The 25,538-nt window shown below is 64.2% G+C and carries 24 protein-coding genes; 14 read left to right on the top strand and 10 right to left on the bottom strand.

Annotated elements, in window-relative coordinates:
- The first annotated feature begins 100 nt into the window (after positions 1-100).
- Together hfq and hflX are read left to right on the top strand one after the other, a co-directional pair.
- Positions 101-340, top strand: coding sequence for an RNA chaperone Hfq (gene hfq, locus ISM_RS16440; protein WP_009815330.1), 240 nt, complete (start codon positions 101-103; stop codon positions 338-340).
- Complete coding sequence (hflX, locus tag ISM_RS16435) at positions 337-1,614, top strand: GTPase HflX (protein WP_009815329.1); 1,278 nt, start codon at positions 337-339, stop codon at positions 1,612-1,614. The genes hfq and hflX overlap by 4 nt, the downstream gene beginning before the upstream one ends.
- 10 nt (positions 1,615-1,624) lie before the next feature.
- Here hflX and ISM_RS16430 read toward each other — a convergent pair whose 3' ends face one another.
- Positions 1,625-2,143 (bottom strand): Lrp/AsnC family transcriptional regulator, encoded by a 519-nt coding sequence (locus ISM_RS16430; protein ID WP_276525081.1) that lies wholly within the window; start codon positions 2,141-2,143, stop codon positions 1,625-1,627.
- Between the two features lie 64 nt (positions 2,144-2,207).
- On the opposite strand from ISM_RS16430, the gene ISM_RS16425 reads away from it, so the two are divergent.
- Positions 2,208-3,329 carry a glycine cleavage T C-terminal barrel domain-containing protein gene (locus tag ISM_RS16425; RefSeq protein ID WP_009815327.1) on the top strand — a complete coding sequence of 374 codons (1,122 nt, stop codon included), beginning with the start codon at positions 2,208-2,210 and terminating at the stop codon, positions 3,327-3,329.
- Between the two features lie 91 nt (positions 3,330-3,420).
- Here the strand turns inward: ISM_RS16425 and ISM_RS16420 are convergent, their stop codons facing one another.
- The gene (locus ISM_RS16420; protein ID WP_009815326.1) at positions 3,421-5,889 is read right to left on the bottom strand and encodes a penicillin acylase family protein; all 2,469 of its coding nucleotides are present in this window, start codon (positions 5,887-5,889) and stop codon (positions 3,421-3,423) included.
- 76 nt (positions 5,890-5,965) lie between these two features.
- Between ISM_RS16420 and ISM_RS16415 the strand changes: the two genes are divergently transcribed.
- Together ISM_RS16415 and ISM_RS16410 are read left to right on the top strand one after the other, a co-directional pair.
- Complete coding sequence (locus ISM_RS16415) at positions 5,966-6,838, top strand: NAD(P)-dependent oxidoreductase (RefSeq protein WP_009815325.1); 873 nt, start codon at positions 5,966-5,968, stop codon at positions 6,836-6,838.
- A gap of 281 nt (positions 6,839-7,119) precedes the next feature.
- The gene (locus ISM_RS16410) at positions 7,120-8,043 is read left to right on the top strand and encodes a DMT family transporter (protein ID WP_198011675.1); all 924 of its coding nucleotides are present in this window, start codon (positions 7,120-7,122) and stop codon (positions 8,041-8,043) included.
- 134 nt (positions 8,044-8,177) lie between these two features.
- Here ISM_RS16410 and ISM_RS16405 read toward each other — a convergent pair whose 3' ends face one another.
- The 4 genes from ISM_RS16405 to ISM_RS16390 all read right to left on the bottom strand — a co-directional run bounded on the left by ISM_RS16405 (position 8,178) and on the right by ISM_RS16390 (position 11,518).
- Entirely contained in the window at positions 8,178-8,927 is a 750-nt protein-coding gene (locus tag ISM_RS16405; RefSeq protein WP_040618174.1) for a class I SAM-dependent methyltransferase, read from the bottom strand.
- Between the two features lie 309 nt (positions 8,928-9,236).
- Positions 9,237-10,109, bottom strand: a complete 873-nt coding sequence (locus ISM_RS16400; protein WP_156783424.1) for a hypothetical protein — start codon at positions 10,107-10,109, stop codon at positions 9,237-9,239.
- Between the two features lie 466 nt (positions 10,110-10,575).
- On the bottom strand, positions 10,576-10,824 hold the full coding sequence (locus tag ISM_RS16395; protein ID WP_009815321.1) for a DUF6552 family protein: 249 nt from the start codon (positions 10,822-10,824) through the stop codon (positions 10,576-10,578).
- The gene (locus tag ISM_RS16390) at positions 10,814-11,518 is read right to left on the bottom strand and encodes an SDR family oxidoreductase (protein WP_009815320.1); all 705 of its coding nucleotides are present in this window, start codon (positions 11,516-11,518) and stop codon (positions 10,814-10,816) included. Before ISM_RS16390 ends, ISM_RS16395 begins: the two co-directional genes overlap by 11 nt.
- Positions 11,519-11,630: 112 nt before the next feature.
- Between ISM_RS16390 and ISM_RS16385 the strand changes: the two genes are divergently transcribed.
- Positions 11,631-12,518 carry a LysR substrate-binding domain-containing protein gene (locus tag ISM_RS16385; RefSeq protein WP_009815319.1) on the top strand — a complete coding sequence of 296 codons (888 nt, stop codon included), beginning with the start codon at positions 11,631-11,633 and terminating at the stop codon, positions 12,516-12,518.
- Here the strand turns inward: ISM_RS16385 and ISM_RS16380 are convergent.
- Entirely contained in the window at positions 12,515-13,348 is an 834-nt protein-coding gene (locus tag ISM_RS16380) for an arginyltransferase (protein ID WP_009815318.1), read from the bottom strand. The genes ISM_RS16385 and ISM_RS16380 overlap by 4 nt on opposite strands.
- Positions 13,349-13,443: 95 nt before the next feature.
- Positions 13,444-13,905, bottom strand: coding sequence for an RDD family protein (locus ISM_RS16375; RefSeq protein WP_009815317.1), 462 nt, complete (start codon positions 13,903-13,905; stop codon positions 13,444-13,446).
- Between the two features lie 84 nt (positions 13,906-13,989).
- Between ISM_RS16375 and ISM_RS16370 the strand changes: the two genes are divergently transcribed.
- The 5 genes from ISM_RS16370 to ISM_RS16350 all read left to right on the top strand — a co-directional run bounded on the left by ISM_RS16370 (position 13,990) and on the right by ISM_RS16350 (position 19,691).
- Entirely contained in the window at positions 13,990-16,794 is a 2,805-nt protein-coding gene (locus ISM_RS16370; protein ID WP_040618172.1) for a [protein-PII] uridylyltransferase family protein, read from the top strand.
- Positions 16,791-17,084, top strand: coding sequence for a hypothetical protein (locus ISM_RS16365; RefSeq protein ID WP_009815315.1), 294 nt, complete (start codon positions 16,791-16,793; stop codon positions 17,082-17,084). Before ISM_RS16370 ends, ISM_RS16365 begins: the two co-directional genes overlap by 4 nt.
- A gap of 198 nt (positions 17,085-17,282) precedes the next feature.
- Positions 17,283-17,912, top strand: a complete 630-nt coding sequence (locus ISM_RS16360) for a DUF6778 family protein (protein WP_009815314.1) — start codon at positions 17,283-17,285, stop codon at positions 17,910-17,912.
- A gap of 43 nt (positions 17,913-17,955) precedes the next feature.
- Positions 17,956-19,152, top strand: a complete 1,197-nt coding sequence (locus ISM_RS16355; RefSeq protein ID WP_040618171.1) for an RSP_2647 family RNA methyltransferase — start codon at positions 17,956-17,958, stop codon at positions 19,150-19,152.
- Entirely contained in the window at positions 19,149-19,691 is a 543-nt protein-coding gene (locus tag ISM_RS16350; RefSeq protein WP_009815312.1) for an RSP_2648 family PIN domain-containing protein, read from the top strand. Before ISM_RS16355 ends, ISM_RS16350 begins: the two co-directional genes overlap by 4 nt.
- A gap of 54 nt (positions 19,692-19,745) precedes the next feature.
- Here the strand turns inward: ISM_RS16350 and ISM_RS16345 are convergent, their stop codons facing one another.
- Positions 19,746-20,429, bottom strand: a complete 684-nt coding sequence (locus ISM_RS16345; RefSeq protein ID WP_009815311.1) for a M48 family metalloprotease — start codon at positions 20,427-20,429, stop codon at positions 19,746-19,748.
- 95 nt (positions 20,430-20,524) lie between these two features.
- Complete coding sequence (locus ISM_RS16340; protein ID WP_009815310.1) at positions 20,525-21,508, bottom strand: radical SAM protein; 984 nt, start codon at positions 21,506-21,508, stop codon at positions 20,525-20,527.
- 154 nt (positions 21,509-21,662) lie between these two features.
- Between ISM_RS16340 and zwf the strand changes: the two genes are divergently transcribed.
- The 3 genes from zwf to pgi all read left to right on the top strand — a co-directional run bounded on the left by zwf (position 21,663) and on the right by pgi (position 25,490).
- Positions 21,663-23,117 (top strand): glucose-6-phosphate dehydrogenase, encoded by a 1,455-nt coding sequence (gene zwf / locus ISM_RS16335; RefSeq protein ID WP_009815309.1) that lies wholly within the window; start codon positions 21,663-21,665, stop codon positions 23,115-23,117.
- A complete protein-coding gene (gene pgl, locus ISM_RS16330; protein ID WP_009815308.1) occupies positions 23,114-23,785 on the top strand; it encodes a 6-phosphogluconolactonase in 672 nt (223 codons plus the stop codon). Before zwf ends, pgl begins: the two co-directional genes overlap by 4 nt.
- 79 nt (positions 23,786-23,864) lie before the next feature.
- Positions 23,865-25,490: a glucose-6-phosphate isomerase gene (gene pgi, locus ISM_RS16325; protein WP_009815307.1), complete on the top strand. Its 1,626-nt coding sequence runs from the start codon at positions 23,865-23,867 to the stop codon at positions 25,488-25,490.
- Positions 25,491-25,538 lie beyond the last annotated feature (48 nt).

Raw genomic sequence — 25,538 nt, 5'->3', positions numbered from 1 at the left:
TAGGGCTGGAATAAGCGTCGATTGATCTTCATACTTAATGAAGATTGAAAATCGGGGCCGATCCGCGGCACCGCGCAAGAAAAAAGGCTTTGAGGGTACAATGGCTTCAGACCGTCAGAATTTGCAGGACGCATTTCTCAACCAAGTGCGTAAGACCAAGACTCCGGTCACGGTCTTCCTGATCAATGGTGTCAAGCTGCAGGGTGTGATCACCTGGTTTGACAATTTCTGCATCCTGCTGCGCCGCGATGGCCAGAGCCAGCTTGTCTACAAGCACGCGGTATCGACCATCATGCCCGCGCAGCCGGTCAACCTGTATGACGGTGACGAGGACGCGTGACGTCACATGATCCCGCGGTGACCCGTGCCTGGGTCCTGCATCCAGATATATATGGCCAGAATGACGACCGCGATCCCAAGCGGGCGCTCGAAGAGGCCGTGGCGCTTGGCGTCGCCTTGCCGGGTCTCGACGTGGTGGGGTCCGAGATCGTGCGCCTGCCGAAACCGCATCCCGGGGCGCTCTTTGGGTCGGGCAAGATCGAAGAGCTGAAGGCGCGGCTCGAGGCGAATGAGGTCGATCTCGTGCTGATCGACGGGCCGGTGACGCCGGTGCAGCAGCGCAATCTCGAAAAGGCTTGGGGGCTCAAGCTTCTGGACCGGACGGGGCTTATCCTTGAGATTTTCAGCGACCGTGCCGCGACCCGCGAGGGCGTGCTGCAGGTCGAGATGGCGGCGCTCAGCTATCAGCGGACGCGGCTGGTGCGGGCCTGGACCCACCTCGAGCGGCAGCGCGGCGGGCTTGGCTTTGTCGGCGGTCCGGGGGAAACCCAGATCGAGGCCGACCGGCGGGCGATCGATGATCAGCTCGTGCGGCTGCGGCGGCAGTTGGAAAAGGTCGTGAAGACCCGGACCCTGCACCGTGCGGCGCGGGCCAAGGTGCCGTTTCCGATTGTCGCGCTGGTGGGCTATACCAACGCCGGGAAATCCACGCTTTTCAACCGGTTGACCGGGTCGGACGTGATGGCCAAGGACATGCTTTTTGCGACGCTCGATCCGACGATGCGCAAGGTGTCGCTGCCGCATGGCGGGCCGGATGTGATCCTCAGCGATACGGTGGGGTTCATTTCGGACCTGCCGACCGAGCTGGTGGCGGCGTTCCGGGCGACGCTCGAAGAGGTGGTGAGCGCCGATCTCGTGGTGCATGTGCGCGACATTTCGCATCCCGAGACGGAAGAGCAGGCGCGCGACGTGGAGGCCATTCTCGAGAGCCTCGACGTGGCCGAGGGCACGCCCCGCATCGAGCTGTGGAACAAGGCCGATCTGCTCGACCCGGAGGCGCGCGAGACCTTTGCCAATCAGGCGGCGCGGCGCGAGGAGGTGATCCTTGTCTCGGCGGTGAGCGGCGAGGGGATGGAAGCCTTTGTCGATCAGGCCACCGAGGCGCTCAGCGGGGTGCAGCACGAGGCGACGATCACGCTCGGCTTTGGCGAAGGGCGGCGCCGGGCGTGGCTCTTTGATCAGGGCGTGGTGGAGGCCGAACGGCAGACCGATGAGGGCTGGGAGTTCGATCTGCGCTGGACCGCGCGGCAGGCGGGGCAGTTCCAAGACCTGTAAACGCGGTGGCTCAGCCCCCTGACAGGGCCGGGTCGCAGGGGATGGCCGGATCGTCCTTGTAGGTTTCCGAGATGAAATGGGTCGTGTAACGGGTGATGTTTTTATCCCCGTCAAAGAGCCTGTCGCAGGTGGCCTGATACTCGACCATATCGCGAAAATTGCCAATCAGGATCGCATCCAGATCTCCCGTCACCCCATAGGCATAGGAAATCGCGGGCTCGGCGCCCACGGATTTGGCAAAGGCCGCGCGGCGGGCGAGATCGTAATCCTTGGTGGTGACGGTGATGATCGCCCTGAGGCCACGGCCCAGCTTTGCGCCATCGGCGAGAAAGACATTGCGGGTCAGGATGCCCGCCTTTTGCAGGCTGCGGACCCGGCGTAGGCAGGTCGAGGGGGTCGAGCCCACGGCCTCGGCCAGCTCGGCATGGGTCAGATCGCCCCGGCGTTGCAGAATGTCGACGATGCGGATGTCCAGCCGGTCCATGGGGCCCTTGCAATATTCTGCCAAAACTCTGGCTATTTTGACCACAGCTTGCACGGAATATCCATATCTTGCGACCCAGTTCCTCGGCAATCAAGGATGGGAAATCGGAATGGTGTTTCAGATCGGCATTGGGCCCAACAACCGGAAATCAGTGTATTTCGACGCCACCGTGGCGGATGGGGTGGCGTGTTTTTCCGTCTATAATCATATGTTTATTCCGGCGCATTTCGGAGATCCACAGGCGGAGTACGACGCGCTCATGACCGGGGTGGCGATGTGGGACGTGGCGGCGCAGCGGCAGGTGGAGATTGCCGGACCCGATGCGGCGCGGCTGATCCAGTATCTGACGACGCGCGACATGCGGGGGGCGAAAGTGGGTCAGGGACGCTATGTGCCGATCTGCGATCATGCGGGGCGGCTGATCAATGATCCGGTGCTGTTGAAGCTGGGCGATGGGCGGTTTTGGCTGTCGATTGCGGATAGCGATATCGAGCTCTGGGCGAGTGCGATTGCGGCGGAGCGGGGGTTCGATGTGGAGGTGCATGAGCCGGATGTCTCGCCGCTCGCGATCCAGGGGCCCAAGGCCGAGCGGGTGGTGGCGGATCTCTTTGGGGATTGGGTGACGGAGCTTAGATACTTTGGGTTCCGGCAGACGGAGCTGCGCGGTATTCCCTTGGTCTTGGCGCGGTCGGGCTGGTCGAAACAGGGCGGGTTCGAGCTCTATCTGCAGGATGGGACGCGGGGGGCGGAGCTCTGGCAGATGGTGAAAGCGGCGGGCACTCCCTATGGCATCCGGCCCGGCGCGCCGAATGATCTCGAGCGGATCGAGAGCGGGCTTGTGTCCTATGGGGCGGATGGAAGGCTGCAGGTAAACCCTTGCAATCCCTTTGAAATCGGACTTGGGGCGCTGGTCGATTTCGACAAGCCCGAGGATTTTGTCGGTCGTGAAGCGTTGCTCAGGCTGCGCCGCGAGGGGGCGGCGCGGCGGCGGGTGTCCTATGTGATCGAGGGCGCTCCGATCCAAGGGTTCGAGCATGGGCTGCCGGTTTTGACGGGCCAAGGCGCGCCTGCCGGTGTCCTCAGCGAGGCGGTCTATTCGCAGCGGTTCGGTGCGAATATCGGCGTCGGGATGATCTCGACGGGGATCGAGGAGACGGGCGAGAGCCTCTATGTCGAGATGGCAGAAGGGCGTCGTCGGGTCGAACCTCGGGCCGGGTTTGGCGCCGGGTAGCGCGGCGTTAACCCCGGAAATCCCCTGTCGGTAAGACGTCGGTATTGCGACGGTAAAACGACTGTGCCCGAAACCGGGTGCTCGGCCCGCGTTAACGCGGGCTGAGCAGGGTCACACCGACCGAGGCGGCGCGGGCCAGATCGGGATCGAGCGACATCGGGATATATTCGCCGCGCCGCCAGAGCTGGGCCATGTCGTCGTAATGGCGGCTCAGGAAATGGCCGGACTGGCCGGTCGAGATCATGAAGACGCTGCTGTCGGGATCGGCAAAATCATAGACCCCGCGATAGCCCGCGCCATGGACGTTGTGATAGGGGTTCGGCCCCTCGCCGATGGTGCGGCCGCGCAGGAGCGTGTGATCGCCGCCGCTGGTCGATTGGCGGATGTTGACGAAATAGCGCAGCACCGGCACCTCGCCCAGAACCGGGTGGTCATGGGTGGCCTGATGCACATCGCCCCAGCGGAGCGATTCGAGCGCATTGCCGTAGCGATCCGAGATCCAGACCAGCGCATCGTCGAGCGCCAGCCGGGCGATGTCGGTGCAGGTCTCCTGAGGGCTCGACTGGCGCACGTCGCACCAGATCGCGGCCCCGTCCACATCGCGGTAGACCCGTTCGATAAAGACCGGATCGGCATGGGTGAATTCCTCGATCAGCGGGCCGAGCTCGTCCTTGGCGAGGCGCACCTGTAGCGCGCGCAGCCAAGCGGCATAGATCAGCGGCTCGGGCTGATGTTCGTTCATCTCGCCGTTCCAATCGGCCAGAAGCCGCAGCGCGTCCTCGCGCAGACGTTCCTGGGTGCCTTCGGGCGAGGGGGTGCCGGTGAACCACAGATCAGCGCCGATCAGCGGCAGGATCGAGCGGGCGGTAAAGCTCACCGTGTCGAGCTGGGCCTCGATGAAACTGTCGCGGGTGTGGACCTCGCGCCCCTGCATGAGCCGTTCCCAGCGGTGGATGCGTTGGGTGTCGCCCCAGACAAAGCTCACATGGTTGGGGAAGGGCTGATCCACGGTCTTGTTGTTGGTGTTGCCGAGAATGCCACCGCGCGGGGCGATGAATTCGGGGTTGTCGGCGTAGGGGATGCGGCCCTGCCAGCGGTTGCGGGCGATCCAGCCGCGGCTTGGCATGCGGCCCTGGCTTTCGTGGTCTGCGGCGCGGCGGGGCATGGCGCCCACCAGCTTCATGGCGATGTTGTTCTGATCGACCAGCGTCAGGTTCTGCGAGGGCGCGATATAGCGTTCGCCCGCCTCGAGCGCCTCGGAGACATCGGCGGCGGACATCAGCTCAATCGCGGCGCTCATCGTGGTGTCGCGGCGGCTCAGCGCGGTCCAGGCGAGGGCGGCGACATGGCCCTTGGGCGTCACGGTGCCGAGATCGTAATGGGTGCCGGGCAGCACCGGGCCATTGTCGGTCCAGCGCAGCGTCATGGTGACCGGATCATGGTCCTTGATCTGGATGATGGAATTGCGTGTCTCGAACGCTTTGAACCCGTCAGGGGTTTGATATTGCTCGGGGTTCTCGGGGTTCAGTTTCTCGATAAAGAGGTCCTGGTCGTCGAGATAGGAGGAGGTGACCGCCCAGCCGAGCCGGGCGCTGCGGCCGACGATGATGGCGGGAATGCCGGGGATCGTGCCGCCGATCACCCCGCCCGAGGCGAGATCGAGCCGCGCCAGATACCAGACGCCGGGGGCGGAAAAGCCCAGATGCGGATCATTGGCCAGCAGCGTGCCACCGGCGGCGGAGCGGGCCGGGGCGGCGGCCCAGGCGTTCGAGGCGCCTGCGAGTTCCGGCGGCGCGAAGGGCGACAACGGGTCGCGCGGCATCCGGGTGGTTTCGGCATAGCGCGGCAGGCTCTGGGGCGGGAAAAGGCTCGCATATTCGGGCAGGGCGGCGATGCCCTGGCCCGGATCGTCGGGCAGGATGTCGCGCAGCCGGTCCTTGTCATTGAGCATGAGCGAGACCCGGGTGCGGCGCACCTCATGGGCGAGATGGCCCGAGAGTTGCAGCGCCATGAGTTTCAGGATGGCGATGCTGTCGGCGGGCTGCCAGGGCGAGATCGGCGCGTTGAAGAGGAACATCTCTGGCGCGCCACGGCCCAAAGCATCGCTGTTGATCTCTTCGAGCCGCGCGTTGACCCCGGCGGCATAGGCGTCGAGGGCGATCAGGGTTTCGCTATCCTGCATCTCGACCGAGGCGCGGGCCGCGCCGTAAAGATCGAGCCGGCGCAAGAGCTTATCAATATTGAGCGTGCGGGTGCCGAAGACCTCGGAGAGCCGGCCCTGGGCGGTGCGGCGCAGGGTCGTCATCTGCCACAGCCGGTCCTGGGCATGGGCATAGCCGAGGCCGAAATAGGCATCGCGGTCGGAGGCCGCAAAGACATGCGGCACATTGGCATTGTCGCGCACGATCTCGACCGGGGCGGTGAGCCCGGAGACGGCGAGGCTCTTGTCATAGTCGGGCAGCGAGCGCGACAGCAGCATATAGAACACGCCGACCGCGATCAGGCCGAGCAGCAGCGCCGCTCCGGTGATGCGGATCACCCATTTGAGTAGTCTTGCCATGTGGGGCCGTTTCTCCTTGCAATCAGGGACGGGATAGTCAGAAATCCGGCCTGAGACAATGCAGGAGGTGAGGGATATGGCGAAACTGGCATTTCTGGGCTTGGGTGTGATGGGCTACCCGATGGCGGGGCATCTACAGGCCAAGGGGCATGAGGTGACCGTCTATAACCGCACCGCGGCCAAGGCCGAGGCTTGGGTCAAAGAGCATGGCGGCGCGGCGGCGAAGACCCCGCGCGAGGCGGCGCAAGGTGCTGATTTCGTTATGGCTTGTGTCGGCAATGACGATGATCTGCGGGGCGTCTGTCTGGGCGAGGACGGGGCGTTTGAGGGGATGAAAGAGGGGGCGGTTTTCGTCGACCACACCACCGTGTCGGCCAAGGTCACCCGCGAGCTCTATGAGGCGGCGGGGGCCAAGGGGCTCGCCTTTGTGGATGCGCCGATCTCGGGCGGTCAGGCGGGGGCGGAAAACGGCGTGCTCTCGGTCATGTGCGGTGGCGATGAGGCGGCCTATGGGCAGGCCGAGCCGGTGATGGCGGCCTATGCGCGGATCTGCCGCCGGATCGGCGAGAGCGGTGCCGGCCAGATGACCAAGATGTGCAACCAGATCGCCATCGCGGGCCTTGTGCAGGGTCTGAGCGAGGCGCTTCATTTCGCGGAGAAATCCGGGCTCGACGGGCGGGCCGTGGTGGAGGTGATCAGCCAGGGCGCTGCGGGCAGCTGGCAGATGGCGAACCGCTATGAGACGATGATCGACGACCAGTTCGAACATGGGTTCGCGGTGGATTGGATGCGCAAGGATCTGGGGATCTGCCTCGACACGGCGGAGGAAAACGGCGCGTCGCTTCCCGTCACGGCGCTGGTCGATCAGTTCTACAAGGATGTGCAGAAAATGGGCGGCGGGCGTTGGGATACGTCGAGCCTCTTCAAGCGGCTGCGCAAGCTCGGTTGAGGGCGAAACGGGGTATCGGTGGCACGTCGGTCTCGCGTCGGTAAAGCGGCGGTGGGGATTTTCCGGCCCGGCGCGTTGGTTTGGCGCGTCGGGCCGGTGAACAGCGCGCAAGGGGCCCGGCCATCGCCAGCCCCTGCCTTGGGCTGGCGAAATGCTGTGGCGCGTAGGACTGTCGGATTTACCAATCATATCGGAATGAAAGCGTCGAGCCGAAGTGAGCGCCGAGACCCCCAATGTACCTCGCGATGCAAGTTGCGCGGAAGCTAACGGAGATACCGCTCTTGAGCATTGAGGTCGAAACCCGCCCGCTAAACATCACCCGGGGTGTCCTGCTGATTGTCCTGGCTGCACTCACGATTTCAGTTCAAGATGTCATCTTCAAACTGTTCAGCAACACTCTGACCCTTTGGCAAATTTTTGCGCTACGCGGCGTTCTGGCCGTGCCTCTGCTGCTGAGTGTGAGTTGGATGCGCGGCGCACATAGGGGCATTCTGCGCGCCGCCTTTGGGACATGGTCCATATTACGTGCGCTCTTTATCACAACCACATTTCTAGCCTTCTATGCCGCCATCCCATTTCTAAGCTTGTCGACAGTTGGCGCTGCAAATTACATCGCTCCTATCTTTGTGGCCTTGCTGTCCGCCTATGTGATCAAGGAAGCCGTCGGGCCTCTGGGTTGGATGGGTGTGGTGCTTGGCTTTGTCGGGGTCGTCGTCTTGTTACAGCCAGGCACAGACGCGTTTTCGCCTTGGGCATTGTTGCCGATCATAGGCGCGGGTTTCTATGCTCTTGCACATATTACGACACGGACAAGATGCCAGGGCGTGCCCCTTGCCGCGCTTTCGTTGTCGCAGAATACCGTCATGATGGTGGCGGGTGTTGCGGTAAGCCTTTTTCTGGTTTTTCTGAAGCCGCAGGGTGAGCTGCACGCGGCCTATCCGTATATTCTTGGTGAATGGACAACAGTGACCCCACAGGATTGGCTCGTCCTTTTGCTGTTGGCGGGATTTGCCGTGGGTATTGGCATGATGCTGGCGGGGGCGTATCAAGCCGCGCCGCCATCCACCGTTGCTACATTCGAGTATAGCTATCTCGTCTTTGTTGCCGTCTGGGATATCTTGTGTTTTGGCATCGCGCCGACCGTCGCGTCGATCACGGGTATGATGTTGATCGTGGGGGCAGGGGTATTGGTTCTACGTCGCTGATCGGGCGCGGCAACTCAGATAAATGTTGAACCGTTCTTGGACGGAAGCGGGCGTCTCGATAAGGCTAGAGTTTTTTCCGTGGATAGTAGCAGCCCGAAACAACGGAAAAATACGCAATCAAAACCTATATCTTTTCACCGCTTGACGGGCCTGTATCCGGCGACACTGGTGGCGCAGCCGAAGAAGTGGTTTTTCAATGTTACCGACAGACCTGCTTCGCGAAGGGCTTCCGCCATGTGGGTGCTGTCACCATAGTTTCTTGTGTAGGTGCCAATCATGCTGAAATCCTTCGCACCTTTTAGGAAAAACCGTTCTATTTGGGGCAATATTCTGTCGAGGTAGAACCGATAGAATGGCCGCAACATCCAGCCCTTAGGGTCCGATGCTTCGATCAGTGCAAAGCTGCCGCCAGGCTTTAGAATACGGGCAATTTGTTTTGCCAAAACACTTTGGTGATCTCGGTCAAAGGTCTTTAGACCAAAAGTGGAGATCACGAGATCAGCGTAATCAGATGGCAGATCAGTTCGCAACGCATCTGCTTCAATGTGAGTTATCATATCCGCGTATTTACCGTGCAAGCGATCCACAGCTTCCAAATGCATTCTGTGTGAAATATCCAGCGCCGTGATCGTGCCAAGGTCAGGAAACCGACGCAGAAGATGTGGCCAAACCTCGCCCGTTCCCGCCATCAGATCCACCGCAATTGAGCCAGTATGCGCAGGTGGAATGAGACGGTTCACACATTGGTAACGCCATAAGGAAATGAATCCGAATGAGCTTATGGCGCTCCACCGCCTGTAGCTTGATGAGCAACGGTCAAATAAATTTGCGACGAATTGAGGGTCGTAGATATCGTCGTCACCAACATCCTTTGGATTTTTCATGGCGGCTTTACCTTCTCCCTTTATGCAGAACACTACGCAAGTTCTTTGGCTTATCCAATCACTCGGAAACAGAGTTTGGCATAACGGCAGGGAAGGTCTGAAACGTCCGCAATGGGGAAATCAGTGGGGAGCGTAGCTGGGTTCCGCGTTTCACCCGCCTCCCGAGGTCGGTGATGCGCAAGGGAAACAAGTAAGAGCGGCCTGACCGGGCGATACACCTGTGCGCTACTGGCTCATCCCGGCCGGCGTGGGCGGTGCCGGAGCGTTGGTTTGACGCGCCGGGCCGGGGTGTTTTTAGAGGGCGCTTGTCTACTGTTTTCGAAGCAAATCGTCGAAGAGTTCGAGGTCGCCTTCGTATGGTTTCGGCTGACCCTCCGGAAAAAACGAAGCGAGAAGCTCGGAGAGTTTGGGCAGCTGCGGATTCTTGTCCCGCAGAAAGTCGTATCTGTAATTGTCGAATTTATTCTGCAATACACGTGCATAGCTGCTCACAGATGCGGCGTGATGATACGCGGCCATTCGCTTGTAAAAATCCGTGCCTTCGATCTTGCCATAGTGCTCTTGCAAGAGTGGCAGCATTTCACAGAAATTGTCGTAGCCATATTGTCCAACGCCATCAACAATTCGAGCGATAAGCAGGTTCTCGGTTGCCTCAGTAATTCCATGAGACGCGAAAATTTGAGAAATGACGTCTTTCTGGGATACTTCATGGTGCATGTCCCAGACGGTCAAGAACCGCGCATAATAGGGGACGAAATCAGGGTGCGCTATTGCAAGAACAGATATGGCGGGTTCGGCGAATTGCGTTTCGTCGAGTTCCCATAGCCCCTCTGTCGCACGGCCCATTTTGTTGACGCGCTCGAGCATGTGCAGGACCTGATCAAGCCAGGATTTTATCTGTTGATGCAAATCCGGATTGCGGGCGACGCGCGCCCAGAAGGCCCGCGTCGTGGCATTCCAGGGATCAAACTCTCTGGGCGGCGTCCAGGATGTTGCGGATTTTCCGCTCTCCAGCATCTGCTTTCGGGGCGGCGGCGCAATGGAAAAGGTCTGAAAGTACAGCGACCTGTCACTGGCCGATCGTTTGATCACAGGAATAGACTCTATAAATCCTGAAAGGATCTCGCTGTCATAGCTATCAGGATCATTGCCCGACGGAAGAATGCGGACAACCAATTGCATGCTCTCAGGTAGTGTATAGGTTTCTATAGGCACGGGTTAACTCATCAATTGTTACTGCCGGAGCAGTCTATGCTGAATTCGGGTGGAATTAGCCCGAATTGCGGGTAATTCTTTGACCGCATCGTCATTCCGGGATTTTCTGTTGCCCTATAGAAAGCGATTTTTTGTGTCCCTTAAATACGTGTCGCGAAACATCAACCGAATGCGGATGGCGCGGTCTGTCTACAAGATGCCCGCGAGGACCCAGCCGAAAACGCGGTGTCGGTGACACGTCGGTATCGCGTCGGCAAAGCGACAGTGCGGATTTTCCGGCCCGGAGGGATCAGTGCAAGCGCCGGGCCGATGAACAGCGCGCAAGGGGCCCGGCCATCGCCAGTCCCTGCCTTGGGCTGGCGATGGCCTCTGCGAAGGGCAGCGAGGTCCGCCGAGCGCGGTTAGCTTCCGCTTTTCACGACCCACCCACCCGTTACTGGCTCATCCCGGCGATCATGGCGGCGAGGGCGACGATATGGATGAGCATGATGGCGCGGTCGTTCCACATGACGCCGACGAGGAACCAGCCGAGGACGCCTACGAGGAAGAAATAGAGGTTGTAGGGGGTCCAGCCAAAGGCGGTGGCGGCGTAGCCCGCGATCTGGATGGCCGAGGCCACCCATTTCAGCGCAAAGGCGATCTGGGCCGTCGAGAGGCGGCGGGGGGCGAGATCAGACGGCACGGGTGAGGCCTCCGTCAACGCGCAGGTTCTGGCCGGTGATATAGCCGCCGTCGGTGGAGGCGAGCAGGGCGATGAGCGACGAGACCTCCTCGGCGCGGCCATAGCGGCCGAGCGGGATGCGGGCGCGGCGGTCGTCGGTTTCCGGCAGGCTGTCGATAAAGCCCGGCAGCACGTTGTTCATGCGGATGTTATCGGCGGCATATTTGTCGGAATAGAGCTTGGTGAAGGCGGCGAGCCCGGCGCGGAAGACGCCTGAGGTCGGGAAGAGCGGGTCGGGTTCAAAGGCTGCGAAGGTCGAGATGTTGATGATCGCGCCGCCGCCCTGGGCCTGCATCACCGGGGTGACGAGACGGGTGGGGCGGATCACGTTCATCAGGTAGACCTCCATCCCCTGATGCCAATCCTCATCGGGGATGTCGAGCACCGGGCCCTTGGGGCCGTGGCCGGCAGAGTTGATCAGCACATCGACGCGGCCATAGCGTTCGGTGGCGCCGTCGACCAGCGCGGCGAGCGCCTCGGGGTCGAGGTTGGAGCCGGTGACGCCAAAACCGCCGAGCTCTTGGCCGAGGGCCTCGCCCTTGCCGGAGGAAGAGAGGATGCCGACCTTAAAGCCATCTTGGGCCAGGCGGCGGGCGGCGTCGGCGCCCATGCCGGAGCCGCCGGCGGTGATCAGGGCTACTTTGTCTACAGTCATCTTTGCCTCCATCAGGGGATTGCATCGGGTTGCTTGCCTCATAGATACGCCGGCTGGCGGGCAAATGCGCGAGAGGATTGATCTCTCGTGACTGTAGGAATACTATTGCCAGATGGAGAGATTACCCAATCTGAACGGGCTGCGGGCCTTTGAGGCGGCGGGGCGGCATCTGACCTTTCGCGCGGCGGCGGAGGAATTGGGCGTGACCCAAGGCGCGGTGGCGCAGCAGGTACGGCAGTTGGAGGCAGGGCTTGGCGTGGCCTTGTTCGAGCGTTTGCCGAAAGGCTTGATGCTCAGCGAGGCGGGGCGGGCCTATCACGGGCGGATCGCCGGGGCGTTCGACGAGATGCGGCAGGCCACGGCGGCGCTACGGCCGACGCCCGGGCGGGTGACGATCAGCGTCACACCGAGCTTTGCGGCGAAATGGCTCATCCCCAATATGGCGGGGCTGGCCGAGCGGCATCCGGATGTCGATCTGCGCATATTGGCCACTGAAAAAGTCTCGAGCTTTCATGGGGATGGCATTGATCTGGCGGTGCGGCAGGGGCGGCCGCCTTTTGGGGCGTCGATCGAGGCGGTGTTGCTTTTCGCCCAAGAGCTGATCGCGGTGGCGGCGCCGGAGCTGCTGGGCGATAGGAGGGTGCCGGTGACGCCCGCGCAGCTCGCGCAGCTGCCCAAGCTGCGCGATGCCCATGGGCATTGGCCGGGCTTTCTGCGCCAGATCGGGGTGGCGGAGGAGAGCGGTCGCGGGCTTGGGCTCAGCCAGACGGCGCTTGCCATTGATGCGGCGCGGGCCGGGCAGGGCGTGGCGCTGGTGAGCCGGTTCCTGGTGGCGCGGGATCTGGCGGAGGGCAGCCTCGTGCAAGTCAGTGAGGCGGTGATGCGCGGCGCGCAGGATTTCTATCTTCTGGCGCAGCGCGGGCGGCGGCCCGAGGCGGTGGCCTCGGTGATGGGCTGGCTCAGCGCGGCGGCCGCGGCGCAGGGCGGCGGCGCGGGCTAGCGCGTGGCGCCCGAGTGGCGGGCCATGCCGTCGGGCAGCACGATATCGGCCACCTGTTCGGCGATGGGATCGCTGTGCAGCGGGTGGGCGCGGTCCTCGTAGTCCTCAGACGGGCGCATGTCTTCCCATTGGCCGCCGACATAGAGCTCGATCCCCGAGAACCCGGCCTTGTAGCCCATCTTGGGGCTGCCCGGCACCCAATAGCCGAGATAGACGTAAGGCAGGCCGAGATCGCGGCACATCTGGATATGGTCGAGGATCAGATAGGTGCCGGGGCTTTGCCGGGCGATGGAGGGGTTGAAGAAGGAGTAGACCATGCTCACCCCATCATCGAGAATATCGGTGAGGCAGCTGGCCATCAGCGCGCCGCTGTCGCGGTCGATATATTCGACGACGCGGGTGCGCACCGGGGTTTCCTCGACCATGGCGGCGAATTCGAACGCGTCCATATCGGCCATGCCGCCGCTGGCGTGGCGGGCGTCGAGATAGTCGCGGAAGAGATCGTATTGATCCTCGGTGGCCCAGGGCGAGGTGGCGCGGCGTTCGAGATGTTCATTGCGCCGCTGCACCCGTTTTTGCGATTTCGTCGGGCTGAAGCGTGACACGTCGATCCGGGCCGAAAGGCAGGCGGCGCAATCGGCGCAGGCGGGGCGGTAGAGCACGTTCTGCGAGCGGCGGAAGCCTTGTTTCGAGAGGGAATCGTTGAGCCGCTGCGCCTCGTCGCCTTGCAGCGCGGTGAAGAGTTTCCGTTCCATCCGCCCCGGCAGATAGGGGCAGGGTTGCGGCGCGGTCACATAGAACTGAGGGGCCAGGGGCAGCGTGTGGCGCATGATACCTCTATTGTCGTCAATCCAAGGGAAACGATAGCAACGAAGATACCCCCCGCCAAGGGGGCAGGTTGTGGATTTGCGAGGCTGGCTGGGGTTTAGCTGGCGGCGCGGCGGTTGAGAGCGACGGTGGAAAGGGCGATATCGGTGAGCCCCTGACCGCGCGGGTTGAGCAGCATGAAGCCCATCGAGACGATCTGAATGATCGGGAGCAGGCAGCTCAGCGAGAAGCCCAGCGTGTGCAGCAGGGCGGTGTCGGTGCCGAGCCGGTCGCCGTTGCGGTCGCGGAATTCGATGGCGGTGAGCCGCATGCCAAGCGTGGCGGAATGGCGGGCGAGCCCGTAGCTGCGATAGGCAAAGCCCACCGCGAGAAAGAGCAGCGGGAAGAAGAAAAGTCCGGTGAAGGCGGTCAGCACAACGGCGATGAGCGTGAGCAGCAAGATTGCCGCCGTGTCGATCCAGAAGGCGACAAAGCGTTTCGTCGCCACGTCGCGGTAGAACTCGGGCTGACGTTCGGGATCGGGCAGGTGCCAGGTGAGCGGGGCTTGGGTATAGGTCATGATCCCCAGATAGGGAGGCGGGCGCGTGCGTGCAATGGTGCGAGGCCCATTGACCTCGGGACGGGGGCGGGGAATGGTCGGGCCATGAGTTTTTTGTCCCGCATGACCCGCTGTCCCCGTCCCCATGATCCCGATGCTGCCGAGGAGGCGCGGGGCCAGGTGCCGGGGCTTGCCCCCGAGCTGGCCGATCTGGTGGCGGGGGCGGCGGGGTGCAGCCCCTATCTCGCCGGGTTGATCGCGCGGGAGGCGGGGTGGCTGAGCGAGGCGCTCGACGACCCGGAGGCGGCGCGGGCGGGTCTCATGGCGGAGGTGCGGGGGCTCGAGGATGGGGCGCTTGGCTCGGGGCTGCGCGCGGCCAAGGGGCGGATTGCGCTCTTGGCGGGGCTCGCGGATCTGGCGGGGGTCTGGCCGTTGGAAGAGGTGACCGGGACGCTCACCGAGTTTGCCGATCTGGCGTGCCAGCGGGCGCTCACCGAGGCGGTGGGGCGCGAGATCCGGCGTGGCAAGCTGCCGGGGCAAAGCGAGGATGACATCGAGACGGCGGGCGGCATGGTGGTGCTCGCCATGGGCAAGATGGGGGCGGGGGAGCTCAACTACAGCTCGGATATCGACCTGATCTGTCTCTTTGACGAGACGAGGTTCGGGCCGGAGGAGTTTCTCGACGCGCGGGCGAGTTTCGTGCGGGCGACGCGGCGGATGAGCGCGACGCTCAACGACCGGACCGCGGAGGGCTATGTGTTTCGCACCGATCTGCGGCTGCGGCCCGATCCGAGCGTGACGCCCGTCTGCCTCGCCATGGCGGCGGCGGAGGCCTATTACGAAAGCCTCGGGCGGACCTGGGAGCGGGCGGCCTATATCAAGGCGCGGCCCTGTGCCGGGGATCTGGCGGCGGGCGAGCGGTTTCTGGCGACGCTCAAGCCCTTCGTGTGGCGCAGGCATCTCGATTTCGCGGCCATTGAGGATGCCCATAACATGCGGCTGCGGATCCGCGAGGCCAAGGGGTTTGGCCGTGGGATCGGGCAGTTTGGCCACAACATGAAGCTCGGCCGGGGCGGCATTCGCGAGATCGAGTTTTTCACCCAGACACGGCAGATCATCGCGGGCGGGCGCGACCGCGCGTTGCGGGTGCGCGGCACCGAAGAGGGGCTGGCGCGGCTGGCGGAGAATGAGTGGATCCCGGCGGATGTGGCGGCAACGCTGCGCGATCATTACCGGTTTCACCGCGAGGTCGAGCATCGGGTGCAGATGCTGCGCGATGCGCAGACCCATGCGCTGCCCAGCTCCGAGGAAGAGTTTCAGCGGCTGGCGGATTTCATGGGGCGCGACCTTGGCGATCTGCGCGACGAGATCACCGCGCGGCTTACCGAGGTGGATGCGATCATCGAGCGGTTCTTTGCCCCCGATGCGCCGGAGAGCGTGGAAGAGACGCCGCCCGCGCAAGGGATCGAGCTCGACCGGACGATCATCGCCCGTTGGCCCACCTATCCGGCGCTGCGCTCGACCCGGGCCACGGAGATTTTCAACCGGCTGCGGCCGAAGATCCTCAACCGGCTGGCCTGTGCCGCGCATCCGCAAGAGGCGCTGGTGGCGCTCGACGGGTTTTTGGCGGGGCTGCCGGCCGGGGTGCAGCTCTTGTCGCTCTTCGAGGCCAATCCGCAGTTGATTGATCTGCTCTTGGATATTGCCGGGACCGCGCCGGCGCTGGCGGCGCATCTGTCGCGCAATGCGGGGGTGTTCGATGCGGTGATCGCGGGCGATTTCTTTGCGCCCTGGCCGGGGATGGAAGCGCTGCGCGTCGAGGCCGCCGAGATGCTCGCCGCCGAGAGCGATTACGAGCGCAAGCTTGATGCGGCGCGGCGCTGGCGGCGGGAATGGCATTTTCGCATCGGGGTGCATCATCTGCGCGATCTCATCGATGCGGACCGCGCGGGCGAGCAATATGCGGAATTGGCCGAGGCGATTGTCTCGGCGCTCTATCCGGAGGTGGTGGCGCAGTTCGCGACGCGGCACGGGCCACCGCCGGGGCGGGGGGCTGCGGTGCTCGGCATGGGATCGCTGGGCGGTGCGCGGCTCAACTCGACCTCGGATCTCGATCTTATCGTGATCTATGACGCGGAGGGGGTTGAGAGCTCGGACGGCAAGCGGCCCTTGGGGGCGCGGACCTATTATGCGCGGCTGACCCAGGCGCTGATCACCGCGATCACCGCGCAGACCGCCGAGGGGCGGCTCTATGAGGTGGATATGCGGCTGCGGCCCTCGGGAAATCAGGGGCCGGTGGCGACGGCCTGGGCGGCGTTTCAGGAATATCAGAAGAGCGAGGCCTGGGTCTGGGAGCATCTGGCGCTCACCCGGGCGCGGGCGATTGCTGGCGATACGGGGCTTGGCCGCGATGTCGAGGCGTTCCGGCGCGAGCTGCTGGCGCAGGCCTATCCGGTGGACAAGGTTCTGGCCGAGGTGGCGGAGATGCGGGCGCGGATCGGCGCGGCGAAACAGCCCGATGGGCCGCTTGATACCAAGCTCGGGCCGGGGCGGCTGCAGGATGTGGAGCTCATCGCGCAGGCGGCGATCCTGATGGCGGGCAGCGGCACCTGTGATGTGCATCAGGGTTTGGCCGAGGCTGTCGAAATCGGCTGGTTAAGTGACGCGGAGAGGCAGGATTTGCAATCCGCTTTCAGGCTTTGTTGGCGGGTGACGCTGGCGGCGCGGCTGCTCAGCGACAAGGCGCCGGACCCGGATCGGGTGACCGGCAGCGCCAAGGCGTTCCTGCTGCGTCAGGTCGAGGCGGGGGATATGGCGGCGCTGATCGCCGCGCTCGACCATCGCGCGGCGCGGGCGCAAGAGATCATCGAGGCGGCGCTGCAGCGCGCGCCGGAAGGGAGACAGGGATGAGCACGGAGATGAACGGCAAGCGCGTGAAAGATGCGTTGGACCCCAAGGGGCTCATCCGTGAGGCCTATCGGATCGAGGGGATCACGGGCGGCGAATGCCGGTCGATCTTTCTCGACTGGGCGCTGTCGATGGAGGCCGGGCGCGAGACGCAGGAGGATATCGCGGCGCTGATCGCGCGCTATGGCGCAGAGCATCCCGAGCATCCGATGACCGAGGTGCTGCGCGAGGGCCAAGCCAGTGCCGAGCGGCCCCGGCGGCGCGGCGGCTGGCGGCGGCAACAGCGCGACTGAGTCACGGCGGGCGGGGCGGTCATCCGTTCGTATACACGTAAATTTACCAGCTTTTGCAGGGCTATGCGGCCATGACGCTGACCTGAAACCATCACTGAATTGAACTAAATCCATCTCAAATGCGCCTTATTTCCCGCGCAGATTGTTTCCAGACAAGGGCAAAAGCCCAAAGAGGGTTTCGGCCCGCTGGAGGACAAGATGAAACTGATCCGTGTGATGACTGCGCTGTTTGTGGGGCTGGGGCTGAGCGCCTGTGCCATGAGCGATACCGCCACCCGTAACACGCCGCCGGGCAACGAGCTTATCGCGGCGCCCTCTGTGCCGGCGCTCAAGGTCAACCGGGTGATCGTCGATGTGCCGCAGAGCCTTGAGGTGAGCGAGGCCAATCGCTACTTCCCCGCAGGCGATATTGTCTGGCGCGAAGATCCGCTGGGCGACCGTCATGCGCAGGTCAAGGCCATCGTCGAGGATGCGATGACCAAGGGTGTGGCCGGGCTCGATGGTCCGACGACGGTCGATCTGCACATCCAGATCACCCGCTTTCACGCGCTGACCCAGAAGGCCCGCTACACCACCGGCGGCGTGCATGACGTGGAATTCAACATGACGCTGCTGCATCCCAAGACCGGCGAGCCGCTGGCCCCCTCGCGCTTTGTCGAAGCCGGGTTCAAGGCCTATGGCGGCGAGGCGGCGGTGGCGGCCGAGGCGCGGGGCGAGACCCAGAAGGTGCGCATCACCGAGCATCTGGCCCAGGTCGTGCGCACCGAGCTCACCGATCCCGAAGGGTTCAAGGCGGTGCGGCTCGGGCTTCTTGAGATGTTCAACTGATCCGGCTCTTCCCAGAGCGCGCAAACTGATCTAAGGGGACGGCATGACGCTGTCCCCTTTGCCTATTCTCCGCCTGAAACCCAAAATGAGCCCGCGCCACATCCGGCACGGGTTTCCCTGGGTATATGACAACGAGCTTGTCACCGACCGCCGCAGCCGGGCGATCGCGCCGGGCACCATCGGCCTGCTCGAGGATGCCGAGCGCAATCCCGTGGCCCTGGTGGCGATCAATCCCAATTCGCGCATCATGGCGCGGGTTCTTGACCGCGACACCGGCGCCGAGATCGGGCGCGCGTGGATCGAGGCGCGGCTGCTGCGGGCGTTCGATCTGCGGTCGCGGCTCTTTGAGGCGCCCTATTACCGGCTCGTCCATGCCGAGGCCGATGGGCTTCCGGGGGTGATCATCGACCGGTTTGGCGATGTCGCGGTGATCCAGCCCAACGCGGCCTGGGCCGAGGCGATGATCGAGGTGCTGAGCGAAGCGCTGGTGGCGGTGACCGGTGTCAGCACCGTGATCAAGAACGCCTCTGGCCGGGCGCGGTCGCTCGAAGGGCTCGATGAAGAGAGCGCGGTTTTGCGCGGGGCGGCGCCCGACGGGCCGCTTGCGGTGCCGATGAATGGCGCGACCTATATGGCCGATCTGATGGGCGGGCAGAAGACCGGGATATTCTATGATCAGCGGCCCAACCATGCCTTTGCCGCGCGGTTCGCGCCGGGGGCGCGGGTGCTCGATGTGTTTTCCCATGTCGGGGGCTTTTCGCTCGCGGCCCTGGCGGGCGGGGCCGAGAGCGCGGTGGCGGTCGACGGGTCGGAGCCGGCGCTGGCGCTGGCCGAGGCCGGGGCGGCGGCGATGGGGGCCGAGGCGCGGTTTGCCACGCGGCGCGGCGATGCCTTTGCCCAGCTCGAAGCGCTGGCGGCGGAGGGCGAGAGTTTCGATGTGGTGATCTGCGACCCGCCGGCCTTTGCGCCGACGAAAAAGGCGCTCGACCGGGGCTTGCGGGCCTATGAGCGGGTGGCACGGCTGGCGGCGCCGCTGGTGCGCGAGGGCGGGCTCTTGGGGCTCTGCTCGTGCTCGCATGCGGCCGATCTCGGGGCGTTCCGGGGCGCGTCGGTGCGTGGCATCGGTCGCGCCGGGCGCGAGGCGCGGCTCATCCACACGGGCTTTGCCGGGCCGGATCATCCGATGCATCCGCAGCTCGCCGAGAGCGGCTATCTCAAGGCGCTGTTCTTCGCCCTATGAAAGCGCTGCTCGACGCCAATGTGATCTATCCCACGGTGATGCGCGAGATGCTGCTGGGGGTGGCGGGCACGGGGGCGTTCACGCCGCTCTGGTCCGAGCGGATCATCGGCGAATGGGTGCGCGCGGCGCAAAAGCTCGGGCCGGAGGGCGCGGCGCAGGCGGCGGGCGAGGCGGCGCTACTGGCGGCGCGCTGGCCCAAGGCCGAAGTGGCGCCCGCGCCGGGGATCGAGGCGCGGCTCTGGCTGCCCGATGCGGCCGACACCCATGTGCTGGCGGTGGCCATCGCCAGTTCGGCGGAAGTGATCGTGACGATGAATGCCAAGGATTTCCCGCGCAATATCCTCGCCGAAGAGGGGCTGAGCCGGGCCGACCCGGACGCGTTTCTCATGGGGTTCTGGCAGGCCAAACCTGACATGGTGGCCGAGGTGGCGGCGCGGGTTCTGGCGGAGGCGCGGCGGCTCTCGGGCGAGGCGTGGAGCTTGCGGCCGCTTTTGAAGAAAGCACGGCTGCCCCGGCTCGCCAAGGCCCTGACCGCCTGAGCGCGGCGGGCCGGGTGTCATGGGTATTTGACACCAGAAAGAAGCAGGGCTGCGTCAGGCTTGCCAGCTCAGCGACAGTTTCTCGATGGCCTTGATGCGCTCTTCGGTCTTGGGGTGGCTCATCAGCCAGGCGGGGGCCGCGCCGCCCCGGGCCTCGGTCAGTTTTTCGAGCTTTTGAAACAGCGAGATCTGCGGCGCGGTGCCGATCCCGGCCTTGGTCAGCAGGGCCGCGGCATAGGCGTCGGCCTCGTATTCATCGGCGCGCGAGATGCGGGCGGCGAGCAGCGAGGTGAGCGCATTGGCGATGGCCCCACCGATCCCCGGCAAGACGCGCGACAGCATCAGCGCCATTGCGGTGCGCAGGGCGTTCTGGCCGGAAAAGTCGATCATCCGCCGCCGGGCATGGCCGAGCGCCACATGGCCCAGCTCATGGGCGATGACCGAGGCGAGCTCGTCCGCGCTGACCTCGCCCTCTTGAAACTGGCGATAGAAGCCGCGGGTGATGAAGATGCGGCCGTCGGGGGCGGCAAGCCCGTTGACCGGGTCGATCTCGTAGATATGGACGCGGATGCGCGGCAGGTCGAGGGCGCGGGCGAGCCGGTCGTTCATCACGCGCAGCATCGGATCGGCCAGCTCGGTCGAGCGGGCGTCGAGCTCGCGCGCGGTGCGCCAGGCCGAGAAGCGGTACATCACGAACCCGTAGAGCAGGGCGAGCAGAATCGGGGTGAGTTTCAACATCTCTCATATATGCGCCCGGGGCTCTGGCGGGGCAAGGCGGGGCCTCTTTCTGGTGTCAAATACCCCAAGAGCCGCGCGGGCCAGAGGCGCGACGCTCAGGCCGAGCAGCTGGCCCCGCCAAGGACGCAGAATTTGGCGCAATGGGGGTGGTTGAGCGCCACGTCGCGCTCGGCCTCGGCCAGGGTTGTGCCGAGCTCGAACTCGGGCGCGTAGGGCAGCAGCGTGCAGGCGAGCACGGTGGGGGTCGCGGCGCCTTTGCGTTTCACCACCATGCGCGAGGAGGCGCACATCACGTCGCGGGGCGATTTGCCGAGAATGTCCCAGCAGGCGGTGGTGATTTCCGGCACATCGACGGTTTCGTCCATTTCCGGGAAAAGCACCGTGGTGCCCGGGTCGCTGGCGTCGATGTCAAAGCCATGGCGGGCGTAGAGCGCGGCATAGCCGGCGCGGGCCTCTGCGTCGCTTTCGTCCCAGAGGGTGCGGCCGGCGACCGCCATGCGCGCGCCTTGGTCGCGCAGCCAGATCATGCCGTCGAGGGTGCGAGCGAAGGCCTGCTTGCCGCGCATCTGGTCATGCATCTCTTCAGACCAATGGTCGAGCGAGATGCGCAGGGTGAGCCGGGGGCCATAGTCGGCGATCAGCGCGGCGAGCTCGGCCTGCACGGATTTGCGCATCATCGGGCGCATGGCATTGGTGAGGATGAGCACCTCATAGCCGCGGGCGAGCGCGGTGCGGGCCATGGCGCACATCTCGGGGTTCATGAAGGGTTCGCCGCCGGTGAAGGCGATCTCGCGCACCGGCCAGTTCCGGGCGGTGAGCTCATCGAGATAGGCGCGCATTTCGGGCTCGGTGATATAGACCAGCCGGTCATTGTTTGGCGAGCTCTCGATATAGCAATTCACGCAGGTGATGTTGCACAGCGTGCCGGTGTTGAACCAGAGCGTTTCGGGATGGCTCAGCGGCACGGAGGCGCGGGGCTCGCCCTTGGCGGTCACGGCAGGGTCGGAAAATTTTGCCGCGCCGTCCGGGGCTTGGGCGGTGAGGCTGGCATCGTCCGGCGTGATTGCGTGATCTTTCATGATGGTCCCGTCACATTGGTGCTCTACCATCGACTAAAGACGCCAGCCCGGTAATAAAAGTCCGCACAGGGGCATTTGACGCCATTGTGAACACCGGGGGGCGTGTTAGTCTCGGGCCAAAGTCGGGCATCGGGTCCGGCGAAAAGAGGTGCAGATGGTTTCACGCGTCATCCCAGTCGAGGCTTTCGACCTGGTGATCATCGGGGGCACGGGCGATCTTGCCCGGCGCAAGATCCTGCCTGCGCTCTATCAGCGGTTCAACGCGGGTCAGATCGGCAAGAAGAGCCAGATCATCGGCGCGGCGCGGGGCGAGATGACCAGCGAGGCTTACCGCGCTTTTGCCGAGGAGGCGATCCGCGAGTTTCTCGACAAGAGCGATGTGAAGGTGCGCGCGCTCAAATCCTTTCTCAAGTTGCTGAGCTATGTCACGCTTGACGCCAAGGGCGAGACCGGCTGGGAGGAACTGGCCGGCAAGATGCATAGCGACCGCATCCGGGCGATCTATTTCTCGGTGGGGCCGAGCCTCTTTGGCGATCTGGCCAAGCGGTTGCACAAGCATGGGATGGCGGGCGAAGGCACGCGGCTGGTGGTGGAAAAGCCCTTTGGCCGCGATCTGGCCTCGGCCAAGGAGCTCAACCAGATGCTGGCGCGGCATTTCGACGAGAGCCAGATTTACCGGATCGACCATTATCTCGGCAAGGAGACGGTGCAGAACCTGATGGCGGTGCGGTTTGGCAATATGCTCTTCGAGCCGCTGTGGAACAGCCAATATGTCGATCACATCCAGATCACCGTGGCCGAGAGTGTCGGGGTCGGCACGCGGGGCGGCTATTACGACCGGTCGGGGGCGATGCGGGATATGGTGCAGAACCATCTCATGCAGCTTCTGTGTCTCATCGCGATGGAGCCGCCGGCCAAGTTCGACCCGGATGCGGTGCGCGACGAAAAGCTCAAGGTGATCCGGGCGCTCGATCCTGTAGAGCCCGACAATATCGTGCGCGGTCAATATGAGGGCGATGGCGAGCGGCCGGGCTATCGCAACCAGGTGGAGAGCCGCGACAGCACCACCGAGACCTTTGTCGCGCTCAAGGCGCATATCAGCAATTGGCGCTGGGCCGGGACGCCGTTTTACCTGCGCACCGGCAAGCGGCTCAAGGATCGGGCGAGCGAGATTGCCATCATCTTCAAGGACGCGCCGCATTCGATTTTCGAAGAGGATGGGCAGCGCCATAACAATATCCTGACGATCCGGCTGCAGCCCAATGAGGGGATCGAGCTTGGCGTGACGATCAAGGAACCGGGGCCGGGGGGAATGCGTCTTGTGGATGTGCCGCTCGACATGAGTTTCGCGGAGGTGCTCGGGCCCGATGAGGCGGATTTCCCGGATGCCTATGAGCGGCTGATCATGGATGTGATCCGGGGCAACCAGACGCTGTTCATGCGCGGCGACGAGGTCGAGGCGGCCTGGGCCTGGACCGATCCGATCATCGCGGAGTGGGACGGGTCGGGGCAGGCGCCCGAACCCTATGCGCCGGGCAGTTCCGGACCGGAGAGCGCCATGTTCCTGATGCATCGGGACGGGCGCCGTTGGCGGGAGATAAAGCCATGAATTTCAACGAGTATCTTGACGAAGACATGCTGTCGATCCAGCTCGCACACCGGCTGGCCGGGGCGCTCAACACGGCGCTTGAGACGCAGGATCGGGCCTTTCTCGTGGTCCCCGGCGGGACGACGCCGGGGCCGGTTTTCGACATTCTTTGCGCCACGCGGCTCGATTGGAGCCGGGTGGATGTGGCGCTCTCGGATGAGCGCTGGCGGCCCGAGGAGCATATCCGCTCGAACACCAAGCTGCTGCGCGAGCGGCTGTTCGTTGAGCGGGCGGCGAAGGCGACCCATGTGCCGCTCTACCGGCGGGCGGAGACGCCGGAGGAGGTGATCGACGATCTGGCGGCGGGGATCGAGGCGCGGCTGCCGATTGATGTGCTGCTGTTGGGGATGGGGACGGATATGCATACTGCGTCGCTCTTTCCCGGCGGTGACCGGATTGAAGAGGCGCTCAGCCGCGACGCGCCGGTGCTCGTGCCGATGCGGGCCGAGGGCGAGCCGGAGCCGCGCGTCACGATGAGCGCGAGGGTGCTCAACGACGCGATGAGCAAGCATCTGGTGATCATGGGCGATGCCAAGCGCGGGGCGCTTGATCGGGCGCGGTCGATGACGCCGCTGCAGGCGCCGGTGGCGGCGGTGCTCGACGATATCGAGGTGCATTGGGCGCCGTGAATTTGGGGCGCGGTCACGGGGGTGTGGCCGGGGCTGTGGCCGGGGCTGTAATCGGGGCCGATTGTCGGAATTGAGGGATTTGTTCAAAGTGCAAGACGAGTTGAAAGCGCGGGGCGAAGCGGCGCGGGCGCGGGGTATTCTGCCGCTGTTTGAAGAGGACGCAGGCCGGGCCGAGGCGTTTTCCATCGGGTTTGACGGGCTGCTCTTTGATTATGCCAAGACCCATCTCGACCGCGAGGACCGGGCGGCACTGCTCGGCTGGGCCGAGGCGGCGGGGGTGGCGGCGCGGCGCGATGCGATGTTTTCCGGCGCGCGGATCAACGAGACCGAGGGGCGGGCGGTGCTGCACACGGCGCTGCGCAATCTCGAGGGCGGTCCGGTCGAGGTCGATGGCCGCGATGTGATGCCCGAGATCCGCGACACGCTCGAACGGATGAAGCGCTTTGCCCGGCGGGTGCGGGCGCAGAGCTACAAGGGCGCGGGCGGCGAGATCACCGATGTGGTCAATATCGGCATTGGCGGCTCGCATCTCGGGCCGGAGATGGCGGTCAGAGCGCTCGAGACCTTTCGGCAAGGGCCGCGCTGTCATTTCCTGTCGAATGTCGACGGGGCGGATGCGGCGGATATTCTCGATCATCTCGACCCGCGGCAGACCTTGGTGATTGTCGCGTCAAAGAGCTTTACCACCCAAGAGACCATGACCAACGCGGCGACGGTGCGCGACTGGATGGCGACGGCGGTGGACAACCCGGCCAAGCAGTTCGTGGCGCTGTCCTCGTCCAAGGAGAAGACCGCCGAATTTGGCGTGCCGCCCGAGCAGGTGTTCGATTTCGGCGATTATGTCGGCGGGCGCTATTCGGTCTGGGGGCCGATTGGCCTGTCGCTGATGATTGCCATCGGGCCCGAGGCTTTTGGCATGATGCTCAGGGGTGGGGCGGCGATGGACCGGCATTTCCGCGAGGCGCCTCTGGCCGAGAACATGCCGGTGATGCTCGGTCTCGTGGGGCTCTGGCATCATCAGGTGATGGGGTTTCCGACGCGGGCGGTGCTGCCCTATGCGCAGCGGTTGGAGCGGCTGCCGGCCTATTTGCAGCAGCTTGAGATGGAATCGAACGGCAAAAGGGTGCGGATGGATGGCCGCACGCTCGATCTGCCGTCGGGGCCGGTGGTCTGGGGCGAGCCGGGCACGAATGGCCAGCATGCGTTCTATCAGCTCATCCATCAGGGCACGCAGGTGGTGCCTTGCGAATTCATCGTGGCGGCCGAAGGCCATGAGCCGACGCTTGCCCATCATCACCGGCTGTTGCTGGCCAATTGCCTGGCGCAATCCGAGGCGCTGATGCGCGGGCGCGATATGGCCACGGCGCAGGCGCTGATGGCCGAGGCGGGCTATGAGGGGGCGGAGCGCGACCGGCAGGCGGCGCATCGGGTGTTCGAGGGCAATCGGCCGTCGGTGACGCTGATGATAGATCAGCTCACCCCCTATCGGCTGGGGCAGATCATCGCGCTCTATGAGCATCGGGTGTTTGTTGAGGGGGTGATGCTCGGCATCAATTCCTTTGACCAATGGGGGGTCGAGCTTGGCAAAGAGTTGGCCCGGGCGCTCGAGCCGGTGCTGGCCGGCGAGGAAAGCGCGGAGGGCAAAGACGGCTCGACCCGGGCGCTGGTGGCCTATGCCCAGAGGTTCTGGGCGCGCGAGCGCTGAGATCCGCCGAACGCGTGGGAAATTTTGTCGCGGTGATGGAACCCCTTT

The organism is Roseovarius nubinhibens ISM (genome assembly GCF_000152625.1).
Classification (GTDB): Bacteria; Pseudomonadota; Alphaproteobacteria; order Rhodobacterales; family Rhodobacteraceae; genus Roseovarius; species Roseovarius nubinhibens.
The sequence above is the reverse complement of the archived record's forward strand: the minus strand, read 5'-3'. Positions and strand labels throughout refer to the sequence as shown.

What these genes read in the sequence shown, in the direction of transcription:
- hfq (WP_009815330.1), top strand. Translation starts at nt 101, where the DNA reads ATGGCTTCAGACCGTCAGAATTTGCAGGACGCATTTCTCAACCAAGTG.
- ISM_RS16425 (WP_009815327.1), top strand. Translation starts at nt 2,208, where the DNA reads ATGGTGTTTCAGATCGGCATTGGGCCCAACAACCGGAAATCAGTGTAT.
- ISM_RS16420 (WP_009815326.1), bottom strand. Translation starts at nt 5,889, where the DNA reads ATGGCAAGACTACTCAAATGGGTGATCCGCATCACCGGAGCGGCGCTG.
- ISM_RS16415 (WP_009815325.1), top strand. Translation starts at nt 5,966, where the DNA reads ATGGCGAAACTGGCATTTCTGGGCTTGGGTGTGATGGGCTACCCGATG.
- ISM_RS16405 (WP_040618174.1), bottom strand. Translation starts at nt 8,927, where the DNA reads ATGAAAAATCCAAAGGATGTTGGTGACGACGATATCTACGACCCTCAA.
- ISM_RS16400 (WP_156783424.1), bottom strand. Translation starts at nt 10,109, where the DNA reads ATGCAATTGGTTGTCCGCATTCTTCCGTCGGGCAATGATCCTGATAGC.
- ISM_RS16390 (WP_009815320.1), bottom strand. Translation starts at nt 11,518, where the DNA reads ATGACTGTAGACAAAGTAGCCCTGATCACCGCCGGCGGCTCCGGCATG.
- ISM_RS16385 (WP_009815319.1), top strand. Translation starts at nt 11,631, where the DNA reads ATGGAGAGATTACCCAATCTGAACGGGCTGCGGGCCTTTGAGGCGGCG.
- ISM_RS16380 (WP_009815318.1), bottom strand. Translation starts at nt 13,348, where the DNA reads ATGCGCCACACGCTGCCCCTGGCCCCTCAGTTCTATGTGACCGCGCCG.
- ISM_RS16375 (WP_009815317.1), bottom strand. Translation starts at nt 13,905, where the DNA reads ATGACCTATACCCAAGCCCCGCTCACCTGGCACCTGCCCGATCCCGAA.
- ISM_RS16370 (WP_040618172.1), top strand. Translation starts at nt 13,990, where the DNA reads ATGAGTTTTTTGTCCCGCATGACCCGCTGTCCCCGTCCCCATGATCCC.
- ISM_RS16365 (WP_009815315.1), top strand. Translation starts at nt 16,791, where the DNA reads ATGAGCACGGAGATGAACGGCAAGCGCGTGAAAGATGCGTTGGACCCC.
- ISM_RS16360 (WP_009815314.1), top strand. Translation starts at nt 17,283, where the DNA reads ATGAAACTGATCCGTGTGATGACTGCGCTGTTTGTGGGGCTGGGGCTG.
- ISM_RS16355 (WP_040618171.1), top strand. Translation starts at nt 17,956, where the DNA reads ATGACGCTGTCCCCTTTGCCTATTCTCCGCCTGAAACCCAAAATGAGC.
- ISM_RS16350 (WP_009815312.1), top strand. Translation starts at nt 19,149, where the DNA reads ATGAAAGCGCTGCTCGACGCCAATGTGATCTATCCCACGGTGATGCGC.
- ISM_RS16345 (WP_009815311.1), bottom strand. Translation starts at nt 20,429, where the DNA reads ATGTTGAAACTCACCCCGATTCTGCTCGCCCTGCTCTACGGGTTCGTG.
- ISM_RS16340 (WP_009815310.1), bottom strand. Translation starts at nt 21,508, where the DNA reads ATGAAAGATCACGCAATCACGCCGGACGATGCCAGCCTCACCGCCCAA.
- zwf (WP_009815309.1), top strand. Translation starts at nt 21,663, where the DNA reads ATGGTTTCACGCGTCATCCCAGTCGAGGCTTTCGACCTGGTGATCATC.
- pgl (WP_009815308.1), top strand. Translation starts at nt 23,114, where the DNA reads ATGAATTTCAACGAGTATCTTGACGAAGACATGCTGTCGATCCAGCTC.